Source organism: Candidatus Pelagibacter sp. IMCC9063 (genome assembly GCF_000195085.1).
Classification (GTDB): domain Bacteria; phylum Pseudomonadota; class Alphaproteobacteria; order Pelagibacterales; family Pelagibacteraceae; genus IMCC9063.
Genome location: NC_015380.1, coordinates 936,259 through 955,524, shown reverse-complemented (window position 1 = coordinate 955,524; position 19,266 = coordinate 936,259). Strand labels below are relative to the sequence as shown.

The 19,266-nt window shown below is 30.8% G+C and carries 20 protein-coding genes, 1 tRNA gene and 1 pseudogene; 4 read left to right on the top strand and 18 right to left on the bottom strand.

The features are described 5' to 3' along the window. The first annotated feature begins 33 nt into the window (after positions 1-33). Positions 34-1,029 carry a cysteine synthase A gene (locus tag SAR11G3_RS05040; protein WP_013695721.1) on the top strand — a complete coding sequence of 332 codons (996 nt, stop codon included), beginning with the start codon at positions 34-36 and terminating at the stop codon, positions 1,027-1,029. Here SAR11G3_RS05040 and SAR11G3_RS05035 read toward each other — a convergent pair. The 11 genes from SAR11G3_RS05035 to SAR11G3_RS04990 all read right to left on the bottom strand — a co-directional run bounded on the left by SAR11G3_RS05035 (position 1,021) and on the right by SAR11G3_RS04990 (position 11,474). Then, positions 1,021-1,755, bottom strand: a complete 735-nt coding sequence (locus SAR11G3_RS05035) for an amino acid ABC transporter ATP-binding protein (protein ID WP_013695720.1) — start codon at positions 1,753-1,755, stop codon at positions 1,021-1,023. The two genes, SAR11G3_RS05040 and SAR11G3_RS05035, sit on opposite strands and share 9 nt — an antisense overlap. A gap of 1 nt (position 1,756) precedes the next feature. Then, the gene (locus SAR11G3_RS05030) at positions 1,757-2,800 is read right to left on the bottom strand and encodes an amino acid ABC transporter permease (protein ID WP_013695719.1); all 1,044 of its coding nucleotides are present in this window, start codon (positions 2,798-2,800) and stop codon (positions 1,757-1,759) included. Between the two features lie 2 nt (positions 2,801-2,802). After that, complete coding sequence (locus tag SAR11G3_RS05025; RefSeq protein ID WP_013695718.1) at positions 2,803-3,999, bottom strand: amino acid ABC transporter permease; 1,197 nt, start codon at positions 3,997-3,999, stop codon at positions 2,803-2,805. 60 nt (positions 4,000-4,059) lie between these two features. Next, a complete protein-coding gene (locus tag SAR11G3_RS05020; RefSeq protein ID WP_013695717.1) occupies positions 4,060-5,091 on the bottom strand; it encodes an amino acid ABC transporter substrate-binding protein in 1,032 nt (343 codons plus the stop codon). An 84-nt stretch (positions 5,092-5,175) separates the two neighbouring features. Next, the gene (locus tag SAR11G3_RS05015; RefSeq protein ID WP_013695716.1) at positions 5,176-5,430 is read right to left on the bottom strand and encodes a GIY-YIG nuclease family protein; all 255 of its coding nucleotides are present in this window, start codon (positions 5,428-5,430) and stop codon (positions 5,176-5,178) included. Positions 5,431-5,435: 5 nt separating this feature from the next. Further along, a tRNA-Arg gene (locus SAR11G3_RS05010) sits at positions 5,436-5,512 on the bottom strand. Between the two features lie 58 nt (positions 5,513-5,570). After that, the gene (locus SAR11G3_RS05005) at positions 5,571-6,728 is read right to left on the bottom strand and encodes a TrkH family potassium uptake protein (protein ID WP_013695715.1); all 1,158 of its coding nucleotides are present in this window, start codon (positions 6,726-6,728) and stop codon (positions 5,571-5,573) included. A 255-nt stretch (positions 6,729-6,983) separates the two neighbouring features. Beyond that, positions 6,984-8,357 (bottom strand): Trk system potassium transporter TrkA, encoded by a 1,374-nt coding sequence (trkA, locus tag SAR11G3_RS05000; protein WP_013695713.1) that lies wholly within the window; start codon positions 8,355-8,357, stop codon positions 6,984-6,986. Further along, a complete protein-coding gene (locus SAR11G3_RS04995) occupies positions 8,354-9,466 on the bottom strand; it encodes a sigma-54-dependent transcriptional regulator (protein WP_013695712.1) in 1,113 nt (370 codons plus the stop codon). Before SAR11G3_RS04995 ends, trkA begins: the two co-directional genes overlap by 4 nt. A gap of 2 nt (positions 9,467-9,468) precedes the next feature. Then, positions 9,469-9,702 carry a response regulator gene (locus SAR11G3_RS07590; RefSeq protein WP_013695711.1) on the bottom strand — a complete coding sequence of 78 codons (234 nt, stop codon included), beginning with the start codon at positions 9,700-9,702 and terminating at the stop codon, positions 9,469-9,471. Then, complete coding sequence (locus SAR11G3_RS04990) at positions 9,699-11,474, bottom strand: ATP-binding protein (protein ID WP_013695710.1); 1,776 nt, start codon at positions 11,472-11,474, stop codon at positions 9,699-9,701. Before SAR11G3_RS04990 ends, SAR11G3_RS07590 begins: the two co-directional genes overlap by 4 nt. A 3-nt stretch (positions 11,475-11,477) precedes the next feature. On the opposite strand from SAR11G3_RS04990, the gene ispF reads away from it, so the two are divergent. From ispF to SAR11G3_RS04975, 3 genes are read left to right on the top strand one after another with little or no spacing between them, the layout of a single operon-like run. Further along, complete coding sequence (gene ispF / locus SAR11G3_RS04985; protein WP_013695709.1) at positions 11,478-12,581, top strand: 2-C-methyl-D-erythritol 2,4-cyclodiphosphate synthase; 1,104 nt, start codon at positions 11,478-11,480, stop codon at positions 12,579-12,581. After that, entirely contained in the window at positions 12,571-13,074 is a 504-nt protein-coding gene (locus SAR11G3_RS04980) for a phosphatidylglycerophosphatase A family protein (RefSeq protein WP_013695708.1), read from the top strand. Before ispF ends, SAR11G3_RS04980 begins: the two co-directional genes overlap by 11 nt. Further along, the gene (locus SAR11G3_RS04975; protein ID WP_013695707.1) at positions 13,065-13,541 is read left to right on the top strand and encodes a CinA family protein; all 477 of its coding nucleotides are present in this window, start codon (positions 13,065-13,067) and stop codon (positions 13,539-13,541) included. Before SAR11G3_RS04980 ends, SAR11G3_RS04975 begins: the two co-directional genes overlap by 10 nt. Here SAR11G3_RS04975 and SAR11G3_RS04970 read toward each other — a convergent pair. The 7 genes and pseudogenes from SAR11G3_RS04970 to secG form a co-directional block, all read right to left on the bottom strand. Next, positions 13,538-13,984: a type II toxin-antitoxin system RatA family toxin gene (locus tag SAR11G3_RS04970; protein ID WP_013695706.1), complete on the bottom strand. Its 447-nt coding sequence runs from the start codon at positions 13,982-13,984 to the stop codon at positions 13,538-13,540. The two genes, SAR11G3_RS04975 and SAR11G3_RS04970, sit on opposite strands and share 4 nt — an antisense overlap. Next, positions 13,975-14,911 (bottom strand): annotated as a pseudogene (gene lipA / locus SAR11G3_RS04965) (lipoyl synthase). Before lipA ends, SAR11G3_RS04970 begins: the two are co-directional and overlap by 10 nt. Positions 14,912-14,913: 2 nt before the next feature. Beyond that, the gene (locus SAR11G3_RS04960; protein WP_013695703.1) at positions 14,914-15,216 is read right to left on the bottom strand and encodes a hypothetical protein; all 303 of its coding nucleotides are present in this window, start codon (positions 15,214-15,216) and stop codon (positions 14,914-14,916) included. Continuing rightward, entirely contained in the window at positions 15,217-16,473 is a 1,257-nt protein-coding gene (gene eno / locus SAR11G3_RS04955) for a phosphopyruvate hydratase (RefSeq protein WP_013695702.1), read from the bottom strand. A gap of 6 nt (positions 16,474-16,479) precedes the next feature. Further along, positions 16,480-17,304 (bottom strand): 3-deoxy-8-phosphooctulonate synthase, encoded by an 825-nt coding sequence (gene kdsA / locus SAR11G3_RS04950; RefSeq protein WP_013695701.1) that lies wholly within the window; start codon positions 17,302-17,304, stop codon positions 16,480-16,482. Beyond that, a complete protein-coding gene (locus SAR11G3_RS04945; RefSeq protein ID WP_013695700.1) occupies positions 17,301-18,917 on the bottom strand; it encodes a CTP synthase in 1,617 nt (538 codons plus the stop codon). Before SAR11G3_RS04945 ends, kdsA begins: the two co-directional genes overlap by 4 nt. 43 nt (positions 18,918-18,960) lie before the next feature. Then, positions 18,961-19,263: a preprotein translocase subunit SecG gene (secG, locus tag SAR11G3_RS04940; RefSeq protein ID WP_041862525.1), complete on the bottom strand. Its 303-nt coding sequence runs from the start codon at positions 19,261-19,263 to the stop codon at positions 18,961-18,963. Positions 19,264-19,266: the final 3 nt, after the last annotated feature.

The window sequence follows — 19,266 nt, the reverse complement described above, 5'->3', positions numbered from 1 at the left end:
TAATAGTTAACTCGTTTAAATGATCAAACAAATATGAAAAATAGTATTATAGATTTAATTGGCAACACTCCTTTAATTTATTTAAAGGAAGCTTCTGAACTTACGAAATGTAAAATTTATGGAAAAGCTGAATTTTTAAATCCAGGTCAATCTGTAAAAGATAGGGCTGCCCTTTATATAATTAAAGATGCATTAAATAAAAACGAATTAGAAAAAGGAGGTACTATTGTTGAGGGTACGGCCGGTAATACAGGAATTGGAATAACTTTAGTTGCCAACTACTTTGGTGTTAAAAGTGTAATAGTGATTCCAAAAACACAAGCTCAAGAAAAAAAAGATGCTATCCGACAGTTAGGTGCAAAACTTATAGAAGTGGATGCAGTGCCCTACTCTGATCCTAATAATTATGTAAAGTATTCCAAGATTGTAGCAGAAAAAATTAGAAAAGAATCTGGTAAGCTGACCTATTGGGCTAATCAATTTGACAATACTATCAACAAGCAAGCTCATATAGAAACAACGTCTGAAGAAATATGGTTACAAACTTCTGGTAATGTTAATGGCTTTATATGCTCCGTAGGTAGTGGCGGAACTTTGGCTGGAGTATCTGAAGGATTGAGAAAAAAAAATAAAAATATAAAAATTGGATTAAGTGATCCATTTGGTTCATCTCTCTATAATTTTGTAAAAAATAAAGACCTAAAATCAGAAGGATCTTCAATCACTGAAGGAATTGGAACTTCTAGAATTACTAAAAATTTTGAAAATACACTCGTAGATTATGCCTATCAAATAGACGATACAAAAGCGTTAAATATAATTTTCAATCTTTTGAAGCATGAAGGGTTGTGTCTCGGAACTTCTTCGGGAATCAATGTTGCGGGAGCTATAGAAATGGCAAAAGAAATGGGGCCTGGAAACACCATAGTAACAATCCTTTGTGATGTAGGATCTAGGTCTGCTAGTAAAATTTTTAATGTTGATTTTTTAAAATCAAAAAACTTACCTTATCCAGATTGGTTAGTTTAAAATCTGACTTAAGAAAAGTTTAGTTCTTTCATTTTCTGGACTGTTGAAAAATTGATCAGTACGTTTCTCTTCAACTATACTGCCCTCATCCATAAAAATAACTCTATCCGCCACTTCTTTAGCAAAGCCCATTTCATGTGTTACAACGCACATAGTCATTCCACCCTTGGCTAAATCTACCATCACATCCAAAACTTCCTTGATCATTTCTGGGTCTAGTGCGGAAGTAGGCTCATCAAATAACATTATATTTGGCTCCATACAGAGCGCTCTAGCAATTGCAGCTCTTTGCTGCTGACCACCTGAAAGTTGTCCTGGAAATTTCTTAGCCTGATCTACAATTTGAACCTTTTCTAAGTATTGATTGGCTAATTCTTCAGCCTCTTTTTTAGATTTCTTTTTCACCCAAATGGGAGCTAAAGTACAATTATCTAAAATAGATAAATGTGGAAATAAATTAAACTGCTGAAACACCATTCCAACTTCACTTCTAATTTTTTCTATATTTTTTGTGTTTGCATCCAAAGTTATTCCATCAACTACAATGTCACCCTTCTGGTGCTCTTCTAGACGGTTAATACACCTAATAAGAGTAGATTTACCAGATCCTGAAGGGCCACAAATAACTATTTTTTCCTTAGAAGACACAGTTAAATTGATGTCTTTCAGAACCTGAAAGTCACCAAACCATTTATTAACATCTTTAAGCTCTATAATTTTTGACATATTAATTGGTAGTTTTTAACTTATTTTCTAAGCTTAGGCTATACCTGCTCATAGAAAAACAAAAAATAAAATATACAAACGCAGCGAACACATAACCTTCAGTAGCTAAACCAAGCCATGCAGGATTTGTTTTTGCCATATTGACCATACCAAGCAGTTCCATCAAACCAACAACAAGAATTAATGGTGTATCTTTAAATAATGCGATGAAGGTGTTTGCGACTCCAGGAATAACAATTTTTAATGCTTGAGGCAAAATGATTAGGAGATGGCTTTTCCAGTAACCCATTCCAATAGAATTTGCAGCATCGTATTGTCCTCGTGGTATAGCTTGCAATCCTCCTCTAACTACTTCAGCGATGTAGGCAGATTCAAATAACGTAATTGCTATAATCACTCTAATTAGTTTGTCCAAATTAGTACCACTGGGCAAAAAAACTGGGAACATAACTGCAGCCATAAACAAAACAGTAATCAATGGCACACCGCGCCATAGTTCAATAAAACCAATAGAAAAATACTTAATTACAGGAAGGTTAGACCTTCTTCCCATGGCCAACAAAACACCTATTGGAAAACAAAAAATAATAGAAAAAACGGATATAAATAAAGTTAAAAAAAGACCTCCCCAAACTCTTGTCTCTACTTCTTCCAAACCCAAAGATCCTCCATGAAATAAAAAAATTGCCAAAAATGGAAAAACTAAAGTTAAAAAAATAAAAATATATTTTTTTATTTTTGAACTAACAAAAAAGTAAGAGCCTATTGAAATAAAGAAAATAACAAAGGCTAAATTTATTCTCCAAATTTGATCATTTGGGTACATGCCGTATGTAAATCTTTTAATCCAAACATTAATAAAAACCCAGCAAGCTCCACCACCAGTACAATCCTTCTTGCTGTCACCAAAAAAAGTGGCGTCTAAAAAAACCCAGTTTAATAGAGGAGGTATTGATACATAAAAAAGATACAAAATTGTAATTGTTAAAAGAGAGTCTTTCCAATTTGCGAATAGATTTTGTTTGCTCCAATTAATAAAATTCATTGTTATCTTTCAACTATTGAGTTTTTTTTGTTATACCAGTTCATAAGTAGCGAGATTGAAACACTTAAAGTCAAATAGGTAAGCATAGTAATTGAAACAATTTCAATAGCCTTTCCTGTTTGCATTAAAGCTGTACCCGCAAAAACTAGTACAATATCGGGATAAGCAATTGCTGCGGCTAGAGAAGAATTTTTTGTTAGATTTAGATACTGATTTGTAACCGGAGGTATAATTATCCTTAAAGCCTGAGGAATAACTATTAATTTAAGAATTTGACCTTTTGATAGACCAATAGATGCTGCGGCTTCTTTTTGACCTTTGTCAATTCCAAGAATTCCTGCTCTCACACACTCTGCAATAAAAGTAGATGTGTAAAGTGATAATGAAAAAGCTAAAGCTATGAGTTCTGGTATAACAGAAACGCCACCCATATAATTGTACAAACCCCTATTAGTTTCTAATACAGGATACGATAAAGATAAGCCTACATTTCCAAAATAGATTACTATAAAGTTAATTGTAAAAAAAATGACTAGAGACGTGGTAAATGTTGGTACTTGAACTCCAGTTTTTTCCTGCTTTTTTTTTGAAAAAGAAACAAATAGATAAATAGCTAGAATAGAAAATAAAAAACCATAAACAAAATGATTAAGATTTTCCCATACAAATCTAGGAACGTATATTCCTTTAATGTTGGCAAAAACAAAATTAAAAAGAATTAACGAATTGTCTGATGATGGTAATAAACGTAAAATAGCAAAATACCAAAAAAATATTTGCAATAATAAGGGTATGTTTCTAAAAATTTCTATATACGCTTCAGCAACTTTTGATGCCAAAATATTAGATGATAGACGAGTTACACCTACAAAAAAACCGATTACTGTTGCAAAAAAAATACCTATTCCTGAAACTAAAAGAGTATTAAGCAGCCCAACTAAATAGGCTCTTGCATAACTATCATTGCTATCGAAATCTATTAAGCTGAATTGAATGTCAAATGATGCTTTGTTTGCTAAAAAACCAAAGCCAGTCTCTATTCCTCTAGCAGCCATGTTCGTGCTAGCATTCAAGGAAAAATAAGAAATAATAATACCTAGTAATAAAATAATTAAAAATTGTGGAAAATATATTCCTATTTTTGGATAGTTTTCCAAAAACAAATTCAATTTTTCTATATTTTTTTTTAATAATTTCATTTTAGGGAACAGATAAAAAAAAGGGGCTTAATTAAAAGCCCCTTTTAATTTAAATATTTACTATCTTACTGGTGGAACGTAAAGAATTCCGCCATTAGTCCAAAGTGCATTTGGACCTCTGTCAGGCATTATACCAGTGTCAGCTAAATTTCTTTTATAGCTCTCAGCATAATTTCCAACTTGTTTAATAAGATTGTAACTCCATTTTTGATCCAAGTTTAGAGCAGCACCGTTCTTTGTACCCTCCGCTCCCACTATTCTCTGAATCGCTGGATTTTTACTATCCATCATAGAGTCAATGTTTTCAGAATTAACGCCATACTCTTCAGCTTCAATCCAAACATTTAATGACCATCTAACTACATCCGCCCATGTTGCGTCACCTTCTCTAACAACAGGTCCTAAAGGCTCTTTAGAAATTGTTTCAGGTAAAACAATGTGATCGTCAGGTGCAGTTAATTTAGTTCTTTGAGAAGCTAAACCAGACTTGTCCGTAGTGTACGTATCACAACGTCCAGAATCGTAAGCTTGAACAACTTCATCTGCTTTTTCAAATACTACAGGCTCATAAGAAACACCAGCCGCTTTGAAAAAATCAGCCATGTTTAACTCAGTAGTCGTTCCAGTATTTGTACAAACTTTAGTTCCATTTTGAAAATCTTTCACAGATTTAATTCCAGATTTTTTTCTAACCATGAAACCTTGTCCATCATAAAAGTTAACGCCTACAAATTCTAAACCAATTGCAGCATCTCTTTCTAATGTCCAGGTTGTATTTCTTGAAAGAACATCAATGTCTCCAGCTTGAAGAGCAGTGAATCTTTCTTTAGCACTTAATGGTGTGTATTTAACTTTAGTAGCATCGCCTAAAACAGCAGCGGCAACAGCTCTACAAACGTCAACGTCCATACCAGCCCAATTACCAGAAGCATCAGCATTTGAAAAACCTGGCAGTCCCTGAGAGACTCCACATTTAACAAAACCTTGGCTCTTGGTCGTATCAAGAGTACTTGTTTTTTTTGCTGATTCATTTCCACAAGCAGCAAGTAAAAGTACTGCAAAGATAGAAACAGCGAATTTTATAATTTTCATTATATTGTATCCCCTTTTATTTGTTTATTTTCACAAACTATAACTGATTAAAAATAAAAATTAATCAAAAAAAAACAAAAACAACTACAGGTTGATTAAATAATTATCTTTTATGGATTTTCTTAATTTGTAATTTTTTTTTAAAGCATGCTCTCTTTTTAGGGCTAAATTTTTAGATTTAAAAATTTCGTAATAAGCAAGAATCCAATGTCTTCCTCTAGTATATTTAGCGCCTTTACCTGAATTGTGCGCTGTTACTCTTTTAAATAAATCATTAGTGTAACCAACGTAAGTATTGGGTTTTGTGCCAGAAGAAATTAAGAGATATACAAAATGCATATTTATGGTGCGCTCTGGTGGACTCGAACCACCGACCCTCGGTTTAGAAAACCGATGCTCTATCCAGCTGAGCTAAGAGCGCAATATTTAATCCTTCTAACTAACTTATTTGAGAGAGTAAATACAATAATACAAAAGAATTAATCCCAAATAACTTTTTTAATAAATACGAGTACCGATATAAAATAAACCTTAGAGAGAAACATCATTATTAATAAAAAAAAGTGAGAGATGTAAGAAAGATCTGCAAATTTAAAAGAATCGCCAAGATAGTTTACTGGAAGAGTATTGTTTAAAGTTAAAAAAACAACTTTGAAAGTATCCTCAAATGAGAGACTCTCGAAGCTTAGTAAAACACAACCTGCAATCAAGACAAAACCGTATGAAATAAAGATTAAGGAAATTGTATAATAGTCAGAATTTTTAATAGTGTTTAGGCTGCCGAAAATAGTTTTTTTTAATGTAACGGACGGGCTTAGTAACTTTGTCACTTCTATTAAAAATTTTTTTATAAAGAACATCACGCGCAACATTTTAAAGCCACCACCTGTTGAAAAAATTGACCCTCCTACAAAAGTTAGAACTAGCAAAACAAACACATAGGGAAGTTTTGTGCTAGTATCAAGCACAATACCAGAGGTAGATATCGAAGTGCTCACAAACAATAAAATATTATAAAAATTATCCAACTGAGAAAATGCAAGCAAGATTACAAAAGATAAAGAAAAAGAAAAAATAATTATAGTGATATCTTCTTTAAAATTATATTTTTTACTAAATTTAAATATTTCGTAAAGTATAAAAATATTTAAAGAGCTAAATAAAAAACAGATCGCCACTATAAATTTGTCCAGTTGGCTGAAAATAAACAATTTTTGCTTGATAAAGAAACCACCAGAAGAAACGGCCGTCATCATTAGGTTAATTTTTTCAAATAAATTAAAGCTAGAAAAATTTAAAAGAAGTAGAATAAATAAAGAAAATAATAAGTAACAATAAAATAGATTTAAAAAATTTTCAATAAATTTAGTTTCAAAATTTAAAGAGTTTGTAGAGTTAGAAATATAAGATGAAGGAATAAAATTAAAATCTTTAGTAGATAAGACAGAAATGATAGTAAATAGAAAATAAAATCCTCCAATCCATTGAGACCCTGATCTCCACAAAAGCAATGGTTCATTTACAAATTCAGGATTTGCAAAAATAGAGAGTCCGTATCCAATGAAACCTGAGAAACTTTCATAATACGCCTGAAACAAATCCACTTGATAAGCACTAATATAAAAAGGTATGGCCATTATTGCTGGATAAATCACCCATCCTAAAAAAATAATAATTAGTAAATCAAATTTTCGTAATTTTAAATTTTTATTTAAAACCCTACTTAAAAATAAAAAAAAGATGAAATAAATAAAACAATATAATAAGAATTAATTGCAGTCTCGTGACCGGAATAATAAGAAAAAATAATTGTTAGAAGACAAAGACCAATTAAAGGAATATTAAACCATCCAAGGTAATAAATTAACGATCTAAAGTTCATTTTTTATAATTTAAAAATAAGGTGATATTTTGAATAACTCTTCAACCTTACTTAAATTTTCTCTACTAGATAACAAAATTACCCTATCATTAACGTTAAAGATTGTTTCCTTGTTGGGAACAATAACTTCTTTGCCCCGTTCAATTAAACCAATTTTAATTCCTTCTGGAATTTTTGCTTTTTTTATTGATAAATTCAACAGCTCAGAGCTTTCTAAAATTTTAGCTTCTATAACTTCGTAATCACCATTATCTAGAGTGTATACACTTTCAATTTTTCCTTTATGAACATGCTTTAGAATTGTTGATACTGTAGTCATGCGAGGGTCTACTATATCATCCAAATCTAAGGAAGATTGTAACAGTGAATAATTAGAACTATTGGTAATAGATATGGTTCTTCTTACACCCTTTTTTTTGCACATTAGGGCAGACATAATATTAACCTCATCATCTTCTGTTAATGCAAGGACTGTATCAATCTCATCAATATTAATTTCTTTTAATAAATTTTCATCCAAACCATCGCCCTTGATAACTATGGCTTCATTTAGATCGGTTGCAATTTTTTCTGCTCTTTCAGGATTTTTTTCTATAATTTTAATTCTTGGCTTTTGCTCATCTTCCTCAAGTAGTTTTGCCAAATCCAGGCCTATGTTACCAGCACCAATAATCAAGATTGTTTTTGCAAACTTTTCGTCTCTTCCAAAAATAGAAAGTGCTCGATCTACTTGTTTTGAGTTGGTCAAGACAAATGCTTTATCGTCTTTTAAAAGCTTATCTGTTTTTTTAAAAATTATAAATTTATCTTTTCTTATAGCTCCAAGTACATTGGCCTGTAGATCGAAAAAAATTTCAGAAAGTTTAGATAGAGAGGTGTTTAATAAGGGGCATTTTTCATCTATTTGTATTTCTAACAATCTTACCATATCGTCAGCAAAGGGTATGCTATCAATGGCGCCTGGTGCTTCTAATTTTCTATACAATGATTTTGCGACTTCAAATTCTGGGGAAATAATAATATCAATAGGAAGATTTTCTTTACTAAATAAATTTTTCCATACTGGTTTTAAAAATTCTTTAGATCTAATTCTTGCAATTTTTCTTGATACATTAAAAAGAGAGTGAGCAATTTGACAGACGACCATATTAGTTTCATCATTTCTAGTTACAGCAATAATCATATCTGCATTCTTTGCATCTGCCTTTTCTAATACCGAAGGGTGCGTTGCAATCCCAACAATTCCTTTTGCATCTTGAGTGTCATTTACTATTTGAATATCTTCACTATTTTTGTCTATGACTGTAATAGAGTGACCCTGTTTGCATAGTTGGGCGGAAATAGAAATACCTACTCTTCCTGCACCACAAATTATAATATTCATTTATATTCGATTCCTAAAGAAGTTAACTTCCGATGCAAGGCTGATCTTTCCATGCCAATGCTTTCTGCAGTTTTGGAAATGTTTGAGCCATTTTTTTTCAATTGATGCATCAAGTATTCTTTTTCAAACTGTTCTCTAGCGGTTTTTAGAGGCGAATTAAAGTCTAAAAAACCATCAGATTCATTAGTATTTTTTGATTCTATGCTTTCATTAACCAACAATTCGATGTTTTCTTTGGTGCCATCTGATAAAATTATTACACGCTCAACTAAATTTCGAAGCTCTCTAACATTTCCTGACCATGCGTGCTTGTATAATTTTACATAATTAGGCTTAATTGAAATTACTTTTTTTCCCAAATTCTTAGAAATTTTTTCCATAAAATATTCAATTAATAATGGTATATCTGAAGTCCTACTTTGAAGATCGGGTAGTTTTATTTCTACAACGGAAAGTCTTTGAAAAAGATCTTCACGAAAATTCCCTAGTTCTATTTCTTTTCTTAAATTCTTACTAGAAGAACTTAAAAATCGTATATTAGTTAAAATTTCCTTATTGCCATTTACACGATGAAATTTTTGATCAGTTAAAACTCTTAAAATTTTAGTTTGTGTTTCCAATGGTATTTCAGAAACATTATCAATCAATAAGGTTCCATTGTTTGCTTTTTCAAAAAAACCGACTGTTATGGTGCTATCTGGATTTTCAATACCAAATAATTCTCGGTCAAAATTTTTTGGGTCCAAAAGTGCTCCATTGCATACAACGAAAGGGAAATCTTTTCTTAATGAGCTTTTGTGAATAGTTCTTGCAATCAATTCTTTTCCAGATCCAGCTGGTCCCAGAATCATAGCTCTTGTTTCTGTAGTAGCTATTTTTTTGACTATATTCTTAATTTTTGTAATTTCCTCACTATCTCCAACAATTTCATAGGTATCGAAAAAAAGCTTATTTAGATTTTTATTTTCTTTTTTTAAATCTAGGTTTTCAAAAGCTCTTTTAGTAAAATTCAAAAGCCTATCCGTATTAAAAGGTTTTTCCAAAAATTCAAACGCACCAAGTTTTACAGATTCTACGGCAACTTGAATTGTTGCGTGTCCCGATATCATGATCACAGGAATATCTTTATTAATTTTTTAATTTTTTTTAAAAGATATATTCCATCTTTCTTTTTATCATCTAAAGAAATGTCAAGGAGCACAAGATCAAAAGAATTGTTTTCTATAATATTTTCAGCTTCCTCAACTGTTCCAGCGACAATACAACTGTAGCCCTCTTCTTTTAAAATACTAGATAGAAGAATTCTTATATCTTTCTCATCATCAATAATTAAAATTTTTTTCATAGATGTTTATTAAATGTAAAATGAATATTTGCACCATTTTTACTGTTATAAAAATTAATATTCCCCTTGTGTTCAAAAATAATTTTAGAGACAATAGACAGGCCCAGGCCAGATCCATTTTGTTTAGTAGTGAAGTAAGGTTCTGAAATATTTGACATCTGATCTAGCTCAAAACCAATCCCATTATCTTGAAATAAAAAATCAACACTGCTGTCATTACCCTGTATTAATATTTCTACTTTTCCTTTGTTTTCATTTTTTTCAACTATAGATTCTACGCTGTTCTTAATCAGATTGGTAAAAAGTCTAAATGTTTGATTTTTATCACATTTAATAACATTGCTTTTTAAACTAGAATTTATGGTTATAGATATTTGTTTGTAATTGGTTTTGTAAGGCAATACTGCCCTGTCGATAAGATCAATGATATTAGTATCTGAAAATTCAGGATTTGGCATTCTGGCAAATTCAGAAAAAGAATTTAGCAAATTGGTAATCTCAGAAATTTGCAAATTTATAGTTTTTATATGATCTTCAAACAAAGTCTTATCTTCTACTATTTGTTTTTTAAATTTAGAATCTATTCTATCTAAAGAAAGTTGTATTGGGGTGAGAGGGTTTTTAATTTCATGTGCTAATTTTTTGGCTATTAATTTCCAGGCCTCGTAGCGACCTTCCTGAGATTTTTTGGTTTGATCATCCTTTATCCGTTTAATCATATTATTAAAGGTTGTGTACAATTGGGAAAAATCGGAATCTAAATTTTCATTTTTTAAGTGAATACTATAGTTTCCTTTTTCTACTTCGGATGAGGCATCAAAAAGATAAGTTAGAGGTTTTGAAATGTAGCTAGATAGATTAATTGAAACAATACTTGCAACAAATATTAGCAAAAGAGTAATAATTATATAAATAATCGTAAAAGTTATTTGAAGATTAAAAATGTTATTTTTTATATTAAAATAATACTCAGAAACTTTTCCTGTTTTTTTAATATAATTTACTATTTTAGGATCAACATCTTGAACTACATATAAAAAGGAATTCTTAAATCCCCGTAACTTGACCATTCCATAGGTTTTGTTAGTGTACGCACTTGAAATAATTACAGGCTTTCCTTTTTTAGCCGCCGTCAAAATATATACATCTGGTTTAATAAATTTTTTAACATTAAACTTTGGATTCTTATGAGTAAGCAATCCCTTATCAGACACTATAAAAATATTTTTAATTGACCTTACATTGCTCTGAATCTGAATGTATTTTTCAAAATCACTATTGTTGTTCATCAATCTTTTGCTACTTCTGCTAAAATCATTTGCAATTAATAGAATGTCTTTACTGATAGACGACTGATGCTCACGCAAATATTCTTTAGCTATTGCTACTGAATTCGTAACAGTTTCATTAATTTTTTTATCAAACCATTTTTCGATACTATAGTTAAAAATTAAAAGTGAAAATATTGCAATAACGATACCTGGTATGGCAGACAAAGAAATAAAATAAATTAAGAACTTTTTTTTTGTGTTAGCTCCAATTAAATTTGAGCTCTTTCCCTCCGTAAAGAGTCTAAAAAATTTAAAAATTACAAAAAATAAAAAAATTGACAAAAGTACCAAATTAATTATTAAAAGAACTTGAATATTAAGAGAGTTGAGTTCAAGTAGTCCTTTTCCAGCAAATGTTTCGATTGTTAAAAAACCTACCAACAAAGATAAAAAGGTGATAAATCCAATCAAATAATTCATGTTTAATTTTTTAAAATTCATAAAATGTATTTAGGCGCTCTAATTGTTGCTGGTGGTCGTAGCAAAAGATTTGCTAGCAAAATACCCAAGCAGTTTAATATTGTTAATGACGATATGGTTATAAATCATAGTATTAAAAAGTTTTTAAAAAATAAAAAAATCTCGAAGATAATAATAGCAGTAGATAAAAAAAGTTACATTAAATTTGAAAAATTAATTATAAAAGACAAAAAAATTATAATAACAAATGGGGGGAAAACTAGGGCCCTCTCTGTCAAAAATGGTCTAAAAATTGCAAAAAATCACCGTTTGACCAAGATACTGATTCACGATGCTGCTAGACCTTATTTTTCAACGAAAATGATAAACAACCAAATAAGTCTCTTAAAAAAATTTAATGCAGTTATTCCAGCTATTGGATCTTCCGATACCACTATTTATAAAAACAAAATTATTCCTAGAAATGAAGTTTTTCAAATACAGACGCCTCAAGCTTTTGATTTAGGATTAATTTACAATCTACACAAATTAAATAAAGACAAAAGTGTGACAGACGACTCTAGTTTATTTTTAAAAAACAATTTACCCATAAAAATTACTAGAGGTGAAGTTGCTAATAAAAAAATAACCTACGTAAAAGATATTCCAATGCAAACTTTCTATGGCATAGGTTACGACATTCATGAAATGATAAAGGGTCGTAAATTAATAGTGGGTGGAGTTTTGGTGCCCTCTAAAATGGGGCCCATGGGTCATTCTGATGGTGATAGCTTGTTGCATGCATTAATTGATAGTTTTTTGGGAGCAATTAAAAGTGGGGACATAGGAACTTTGTTTCCCAATATTAATAAATTCAAAAATGTTAAGTCTTCGCTTCTTCTAAAAAAAATAATTATAATCTTGAATAAAAAAAAAATAAAAATTGATTCAATTGATTTAAATATAATTTTACAAAGTCCTAATTTAGGAAAGTATAAAGAAAAAATAAAAAATAATCTTTCAAAACTATGTAAACTAGATAAAAACAAAATTAACATAAAAGCAAAAACAACAGATCGATTAGGAATTATAGGTGAGAATAAAGCCTTAGCATGTGAAGTTTTGTCTGTACTGAAATATGATCAATAAATTTTTATTATCTATTTTAACAATGTTTGGAGTTGGATATTCAAGATACGCACCAGGAACGTTAGCGTCTTTTGTTACTTGTGTGATTTTTTACTTCCTGTATTCAATTGGATATCTAGAAAGCCGAGGTATTTATCTTATCTATATAAATATTATAATATTTTTTCTCTCCGTTTTACTAATAGACAAGTTTTCAAGTTCCTTTAATGAAATGGATGCAAAAGAGATTGTAATAGATGAATTTGTTGGACAAAATATACCACTTTTTTTTCTTTTGTTTATTCCGCTAAATACAAACACTTACAATAAAGACTTTGTAACTTTAATTATTTTGTCATTTTTTTTTTTTAGATTTTTTGATATTTTAAAACCCTACCCTATTAATTTAATTGATAAAAAAATGAAAAATGGATTTGGTGTTATGTTGGATGATGTAATTGCTGGTATATTTTCTGCTCTATTAATTTATGCAGTTGTGTTGCTATGGTTCTAAAGCTTCCTAATAAAATTGTTAAAATTTTACAAAAGAAAAGGATAAAAATATCTTTAGCAGAATCTTGCACTGGCGGTATGCTATCTAGTCAAATAACATCTGTTAAAGGGGCTTCTAAAATATTTGGTCTTGGAATTGTTTCTTACTCCAACGAATCAAAAATTAAAACTTTAAGAGTTCCAAAAAAAACCATTCTTAAATTTGGTGCTGTGAGCAAAGAATGCTGTCTATCTATGGCTAAAAATATTCAGAAAATAAGCAAATCACATATTTCCCTGTCTATAACAGGTATTGCTGGGCCTGATGGAGGGACTACAAAAAAGCCTGTTGGATTGGTATATATTGGCATCTGTAAAAAATCTAAAATTGATTTTAGAAAATATTTTTTTAATAGAAAATTAAGTAGAGCACAAATTCAAAAAAAAACTTGTATAAAAGCCTTAAAGCTTATTGAGGAATTTCTTTAGGCCAATTTATCTTTTGCACGATCCTCAAAAGAGGAAAGGATTTTTTCAAAACCTATATCAAAAAATTTACTAAACATTGCGTTTAAAAGAAGATTATTCAGTTCTATTTCTATAAAAAAATTAACCTCGCAGGAAGATTCATTAATGTCTTTAAATGACCATATGTTAGATAATTTTTTGATAGGACCAGACAATGACTTAACAATAATTTCAGATTTTTTTTTATCGAATACAACTTCACTAGTGTAAGTGTCTGTAATGAGCTTGTACCCTATCTCTAAATCTGCATGAATTATTTTTTTTATACTATCTTCGTCGATTTTTAAAATCTTAGAACTTTTACACCAAGGTAAAAATTCATTATAATTATCAATATCTAGAACCAATTTTATTAAATCGTTCTTAGGAAAATTAAATTTTTTTACAACTTTTTTTATTGGCAATTTTCTATTCCAGATTTTCTGTTTGCTTGTAGAACAGCAAAATCTTCTCCTGCATGATAACTAGATCTTGTCAGCGGACTAGATGAGACCATCAAAAAACCCTTTGAATAAGCAATCTCTTTGTAGGTTTCGAATTCATCGGGTGTAATGAATTTTTTTATAGGATAGTGCTGCGGTGTAGGCTGCAAATATTGACCGATAGTTATAAAATCTACATTAGCACACCTCAAGTCATCCATTACTTGGCACAATTCATCTTTAGTTTCTCCTAGACCAACCATTAGACCGGATTTTGTAAAAATTTCAGGATTGTGAATTTTTACGTTAGCTAATAAGTTTAATGATTGGAAATACCTAGAACCAGGTCTGACCTTTAAGTACAAGCTAGGGACAGTTTCTAGGTTGTGATTAAAAACATCAGGATTAGAATCTACTACAATTTTGTAGGAATCTCTTTTTCTCAAAAAATCAGGCGTCAATATTTCAACGGTTGTTTTGCTGTTAAGTGACTTTATAGAAGTAATCACATTAGCAAAATGAAGTGCTCCTCCATCTTCCAGATCATCTCTATCGACTGATGTTATAACTACATGGTTAAGATTAAGCTCTTTAACAGAATTTGCAATTTTTTGAGGCTCTTCCAAATCCACCTTATTTGGTATACCTGTTTTTACATTACAGAAAGCACATGCTCTAGTGCAGGTGTCTCCCAAAATCATAAATGTTGCATGTTTTTTTTGACCAGCATTCAGAAATATTAGGGCAACCAGCTTCCTCACATACAGTCACTAAGTTCTTATCTTTTATAATTTTCTTAGTTTCTGCAAATACATTTGAATTGCTTATTTTAACTCTTATCCAAGAAGGTTTTTTTTGGATAGGATTGTATTCTTTGTTAACTTTTTCTGGATGGCGTAATTTGCTCATAATTATTTAATTAGATAAATCTTTTCTCCAGGTTTTCCTACAACAAAAAGGTTCCTATATAAATAGTCTAAATAATCTACATTAATAGTTTCCTTTAAAAGCATTGAATTTTTTAATCTAAAAGAATCTAGATTAGAGGTGATTTTTTTTTCTTCTACTGTTTTTTCTATAAGCAAGTTATCTTTTTTTACGTAGGAAAAATAACCCCTGTCTCCATCAAGTAAATTGATAAAAATATACAAAAAAATAAATAAATTAATCAAAAAAAATTTATGGAGATTTAAGTAAGCTGAGATTTTTTTCATTTAAATGCTCGCCATTGTAATTTTGTTCTTGTTGGTATCCTCAACTCTTAAAAGACGATTGTACTTAGCAACTCTCTCAGATCTGGCCAAAGATCCCGTTTTAATTTGGTTAGAATTTGTTGCAATGGCTAAATCAGCTATAAAAGTGTCCTCTGTATCACCAGATCTGTGAGAAATAATAGTATTGAATAAATTTTTTTGAGCCAAGTTTATTGTATCAAGTGTTTCTGTCACAGAGCCTATTTGGTTTACTTTAATTAAAATTGCATTTGCTGACTTGTCTTGAATCCCTTTTTGCAATCTTGTCTTATTGGTAACAAACAAATCATCCCCTACTACCTGAACCCTATCTCCAATTTTTTTAGTGAGCTTGTTCCATGTACCCCAATCATCCTCAAATATAGGATCTTCTATAGACTTTATTGGGTACTTAGATGTGATTTTCTCATAAAAGCTTATCATCTCGTCGGGGCTACTACTTTTGTTGTTTTTTATATTGTAAGATTTCCCATCATAAATTTCATTAGCAGCCACATCTAAACATAAATTAAAATCCGAACCTGGTGCAAAGCCTGCACGCTCAATAGATTCTACAATGTAATCCAAGGCTTCTTCGTCACTATTTAAAGATGGCGCAAACCCACCTTCATCACCGACGTTGGTGCTAAGTTTCTTTTCAATAAGAATTTTTTTTAAATTTTGTATAACCAAAAAAGACATACGCATACATTCAGAGAAATTTTTTGCTCCATCAGGTCTAATCATAAATTCTTGAATTTGCAGAGAGTTGTTAGCGTGAGCGCCACCATTAATAATATTTAGCATAGGATAAGGAAGAGAAAAATTTTTATCTTTGCTAATGTGTTCGTATATTTCAATTTTTTGGGATTGTGCTGCTGCTTTACAGCATGCCATTGAGACGGCTAGTATCGCATTTGCTCCCAAATTTGATTTGTTAGATGTTCCATCAAGATCGATCATTATTGCATCTATTTTTTCTTGCTCTAGTGCTGAAATGCTTTTTACGGCTGGAAATATTTTATTATTAATGTTTTCAACGGCCTTCAAAACACTTTTGTTTAAATATTTTTTATTTTCATCCCTTAGTTCATGAGCCTCATGTGTTCCCGTTGAAGCTCCAGATGGAACTATAGCAAACCCGTAGCTTCCATCATCTAAGATTATTTCAGCTTCCACTGTAGGAAAGCCTCTACTATCGTAAACTTGTCTACCTTTAACGAAATTTATTTTGGACATTGTAAATTATCTTTTAACGACTGAGTCTATTTTTTTTAATTTTTTTAACAATGATTCTAATTTATTAATATTTATCATATTAGCTCCATCTGAAGGAGCACGATCTGGGTTTTCGTGTGTTTCAATAAAAATGGCAGCAACACCAATTGCAACTGCAGCTTTTGAAAGAGGTTCAACAAATTCTCTTTGACCACTACTTGCTGTTCCTTTGCCTCCGGGTTGTTGAACGGAATGTGTAGCATCAAAAATAACAGGATAACCTAGTTTTACTAGAGTGGGTATTGCTCTAAAATCAGAAACTAAAGTGTTATATCCAAAGCTAACTCCTCTTTCTGTAACTAAAATATTATTATTTCCAGAGTTTTTAATCTTATTCACAACATTGCCCATGTCCCACGGAGCAAGAAATTGACCTTTTTTAATATTAATAATTTTCTTTGTCTTTGCTGCTGCTACCAACAGATCTGTTTGTCTGCATAAGAAAGCTGGTATTTGCAAAATATCAACATGGCTAGATACTAATGAGCACTGTTCTGGAGTGTGAACATCTGTCAAAATTGGAACTTTGAATTTCTTTTTAATTTCATCAAATATCGATAAAGATTTAGTAAGACCCAAACCCCTTTTTCCTTTAAGGCTTGTGCGGTTAGCCTTGTCAAAAGATGTTTTGTAAATAAATTTAATTTTAAGTTTTTTTGTAATTTTTTGAATTTTTTCAACCATTTTAAATGCATGAGCCCTGCTCTCAAGCTGACATGGACCTGCAATTAAAGTGAATGGAAGACTGTTTCCAATTTTAAAATTAGAGATGTTTATATTTTTTTGTTTCATTTATTTTTTTTTGCAGCAGCGATAAATGAGGAGAATAAAGGATGTGGTAACAAAGGTCTAGATTTAAATTCTGGATGAAATTGAACGGCTATAAACCATGGGTGTTTTTTAATTTCTATTGCCTCTGGTAACTTATTGTCAGGAGATATTCCTGAGAAAGACATGCCCTTCTCTTCAAAGTTTTTTTGGTAGTTGATGTTAACTTCGTACCTGTGTCTATGTCTTTCGTTAATATTTCTGGATTTGTAAATTTTTTTAATCAAACTAGATTCCTTAAGTTTGGCCGGGTAAAGACCCAAGCGCATCGTGCCACCTAAATTTTTAGAAGTACCTTTTTGAACTTTTCCGTTTTTGCTCCATTCATCAATCAAACCTACAATTGGTATACATTGTTTTGAAATTTCAGTTGAGCTAGCTTTCTTTATTTTAAGCACATTCCTTGCAAACTCAATTACTGCCATTTGCATACCAAAACATATACCTAAGAAAGGTATTTTATTTTTTCTTGCGTAGCTAATTGCTGCTATCTTACCCTCCGTCCCTCTTTTTCCAAATCCACCTGGAATTAAAATACCATTAACAGCAGCTAATTTTTTTTTAACTTCTGACACTTTTAAATAATCAGACTCTATTCGTATAAGATTTATTTTTAAATTATTTTTAATCCCTCCGTGAGTTAACGCCTCATCTAATGATTTGTAGGCATCTTTAAGATTTACATATTTACCTATAATAGCAATGTTGACAGAATTCTTGGAAGACAGAACTGTCTTGGTAATTTTTTTCCAAGGCAAAAGATTTGGCTGTCTTTTAGATTTTATTTTAAAATAATTTAAAACTTGCTGGTCTAGTTTTTCTTTATGAAAACTAATTGGTGCTTCATAGATAGTTTTTACATCAATAGTTTCAATTACATTGTCGATAGAAACATTGCAAAAAAGAGATATTTTTTTTCTTTGGCCAAAAGGAATTGGTCTTTCACACCGGCATATAATTATATTTGGTTGTATGCCTAACGCTCTCAGCTCTTTAACAGAATGTTGAGTGGGCTTGGTTTTAATTTCATCCGATGCTTTCATGTATGGAACTAAAGTTAAATGAATAAATAAAGATTTATTAGATCCTACATCGATAGAAAATTGTCTAATGGCTTCTAAAAATGGCAAACTTTCAATGTCGCCTACTGTTCCTCCAATTTCACAAATAACAAAATCTTCATCTTTAATATCTTTTTTAATAAAATCTTTAATTTCATTAGTAACATGGGGAATGACTTGAACTGTTTTACCTAAATACAGACCTCTTCTTTCTTTTTTTAAAATATCGCTATAAATTTTTCCCGTAGTAACATTGTCAGATTGTTTGGCTGAAATTCCACTAAATCTTTCATAATGACCAAGGTCCAAATCAGTTTCAGCACCATCATCGGTTACAAACACTTCTCCATGCTGGAATGGGCTCATTGTTCCCGGGTCGATGTTTAAATAAGGATCTAATTTTCTTAATCGAACTTTATAACCTCTTGATTGCAACAGGTATGCCAGTGATGCTGATGATAAACCTTTTCCTAAAGATGAAACCACGCCTCCAGTAACGAATATGTAACGAGCCATGGAAGAATGTTATAAAACATTTTCTCTAGAAACTAAAGCTTAATTATTTGGCAGAAGGAATTTGTGGCGTCTTATTCTTTTCTTCTATTTTCTCTATTTTATCAATAATGGAGCCAGTTGGTTTGTCCTTTTTGTGAATGATAGTTAAGGAAATACTGGTGATAATAAAAAAAATAGCCATCACGGAAGTAAATTTTGTCAAAAAGTTAGAAGCAGATCTTGAAGACATCAATGCACTATCTCCAGTACCAATTCCTAATGCGCCACCTTCTGAACTTTGCATCAGAACTGAACCAATCAGAAGTACCGCTATGATAACGTGAATTATAAGAATTATATTTTCCATTGA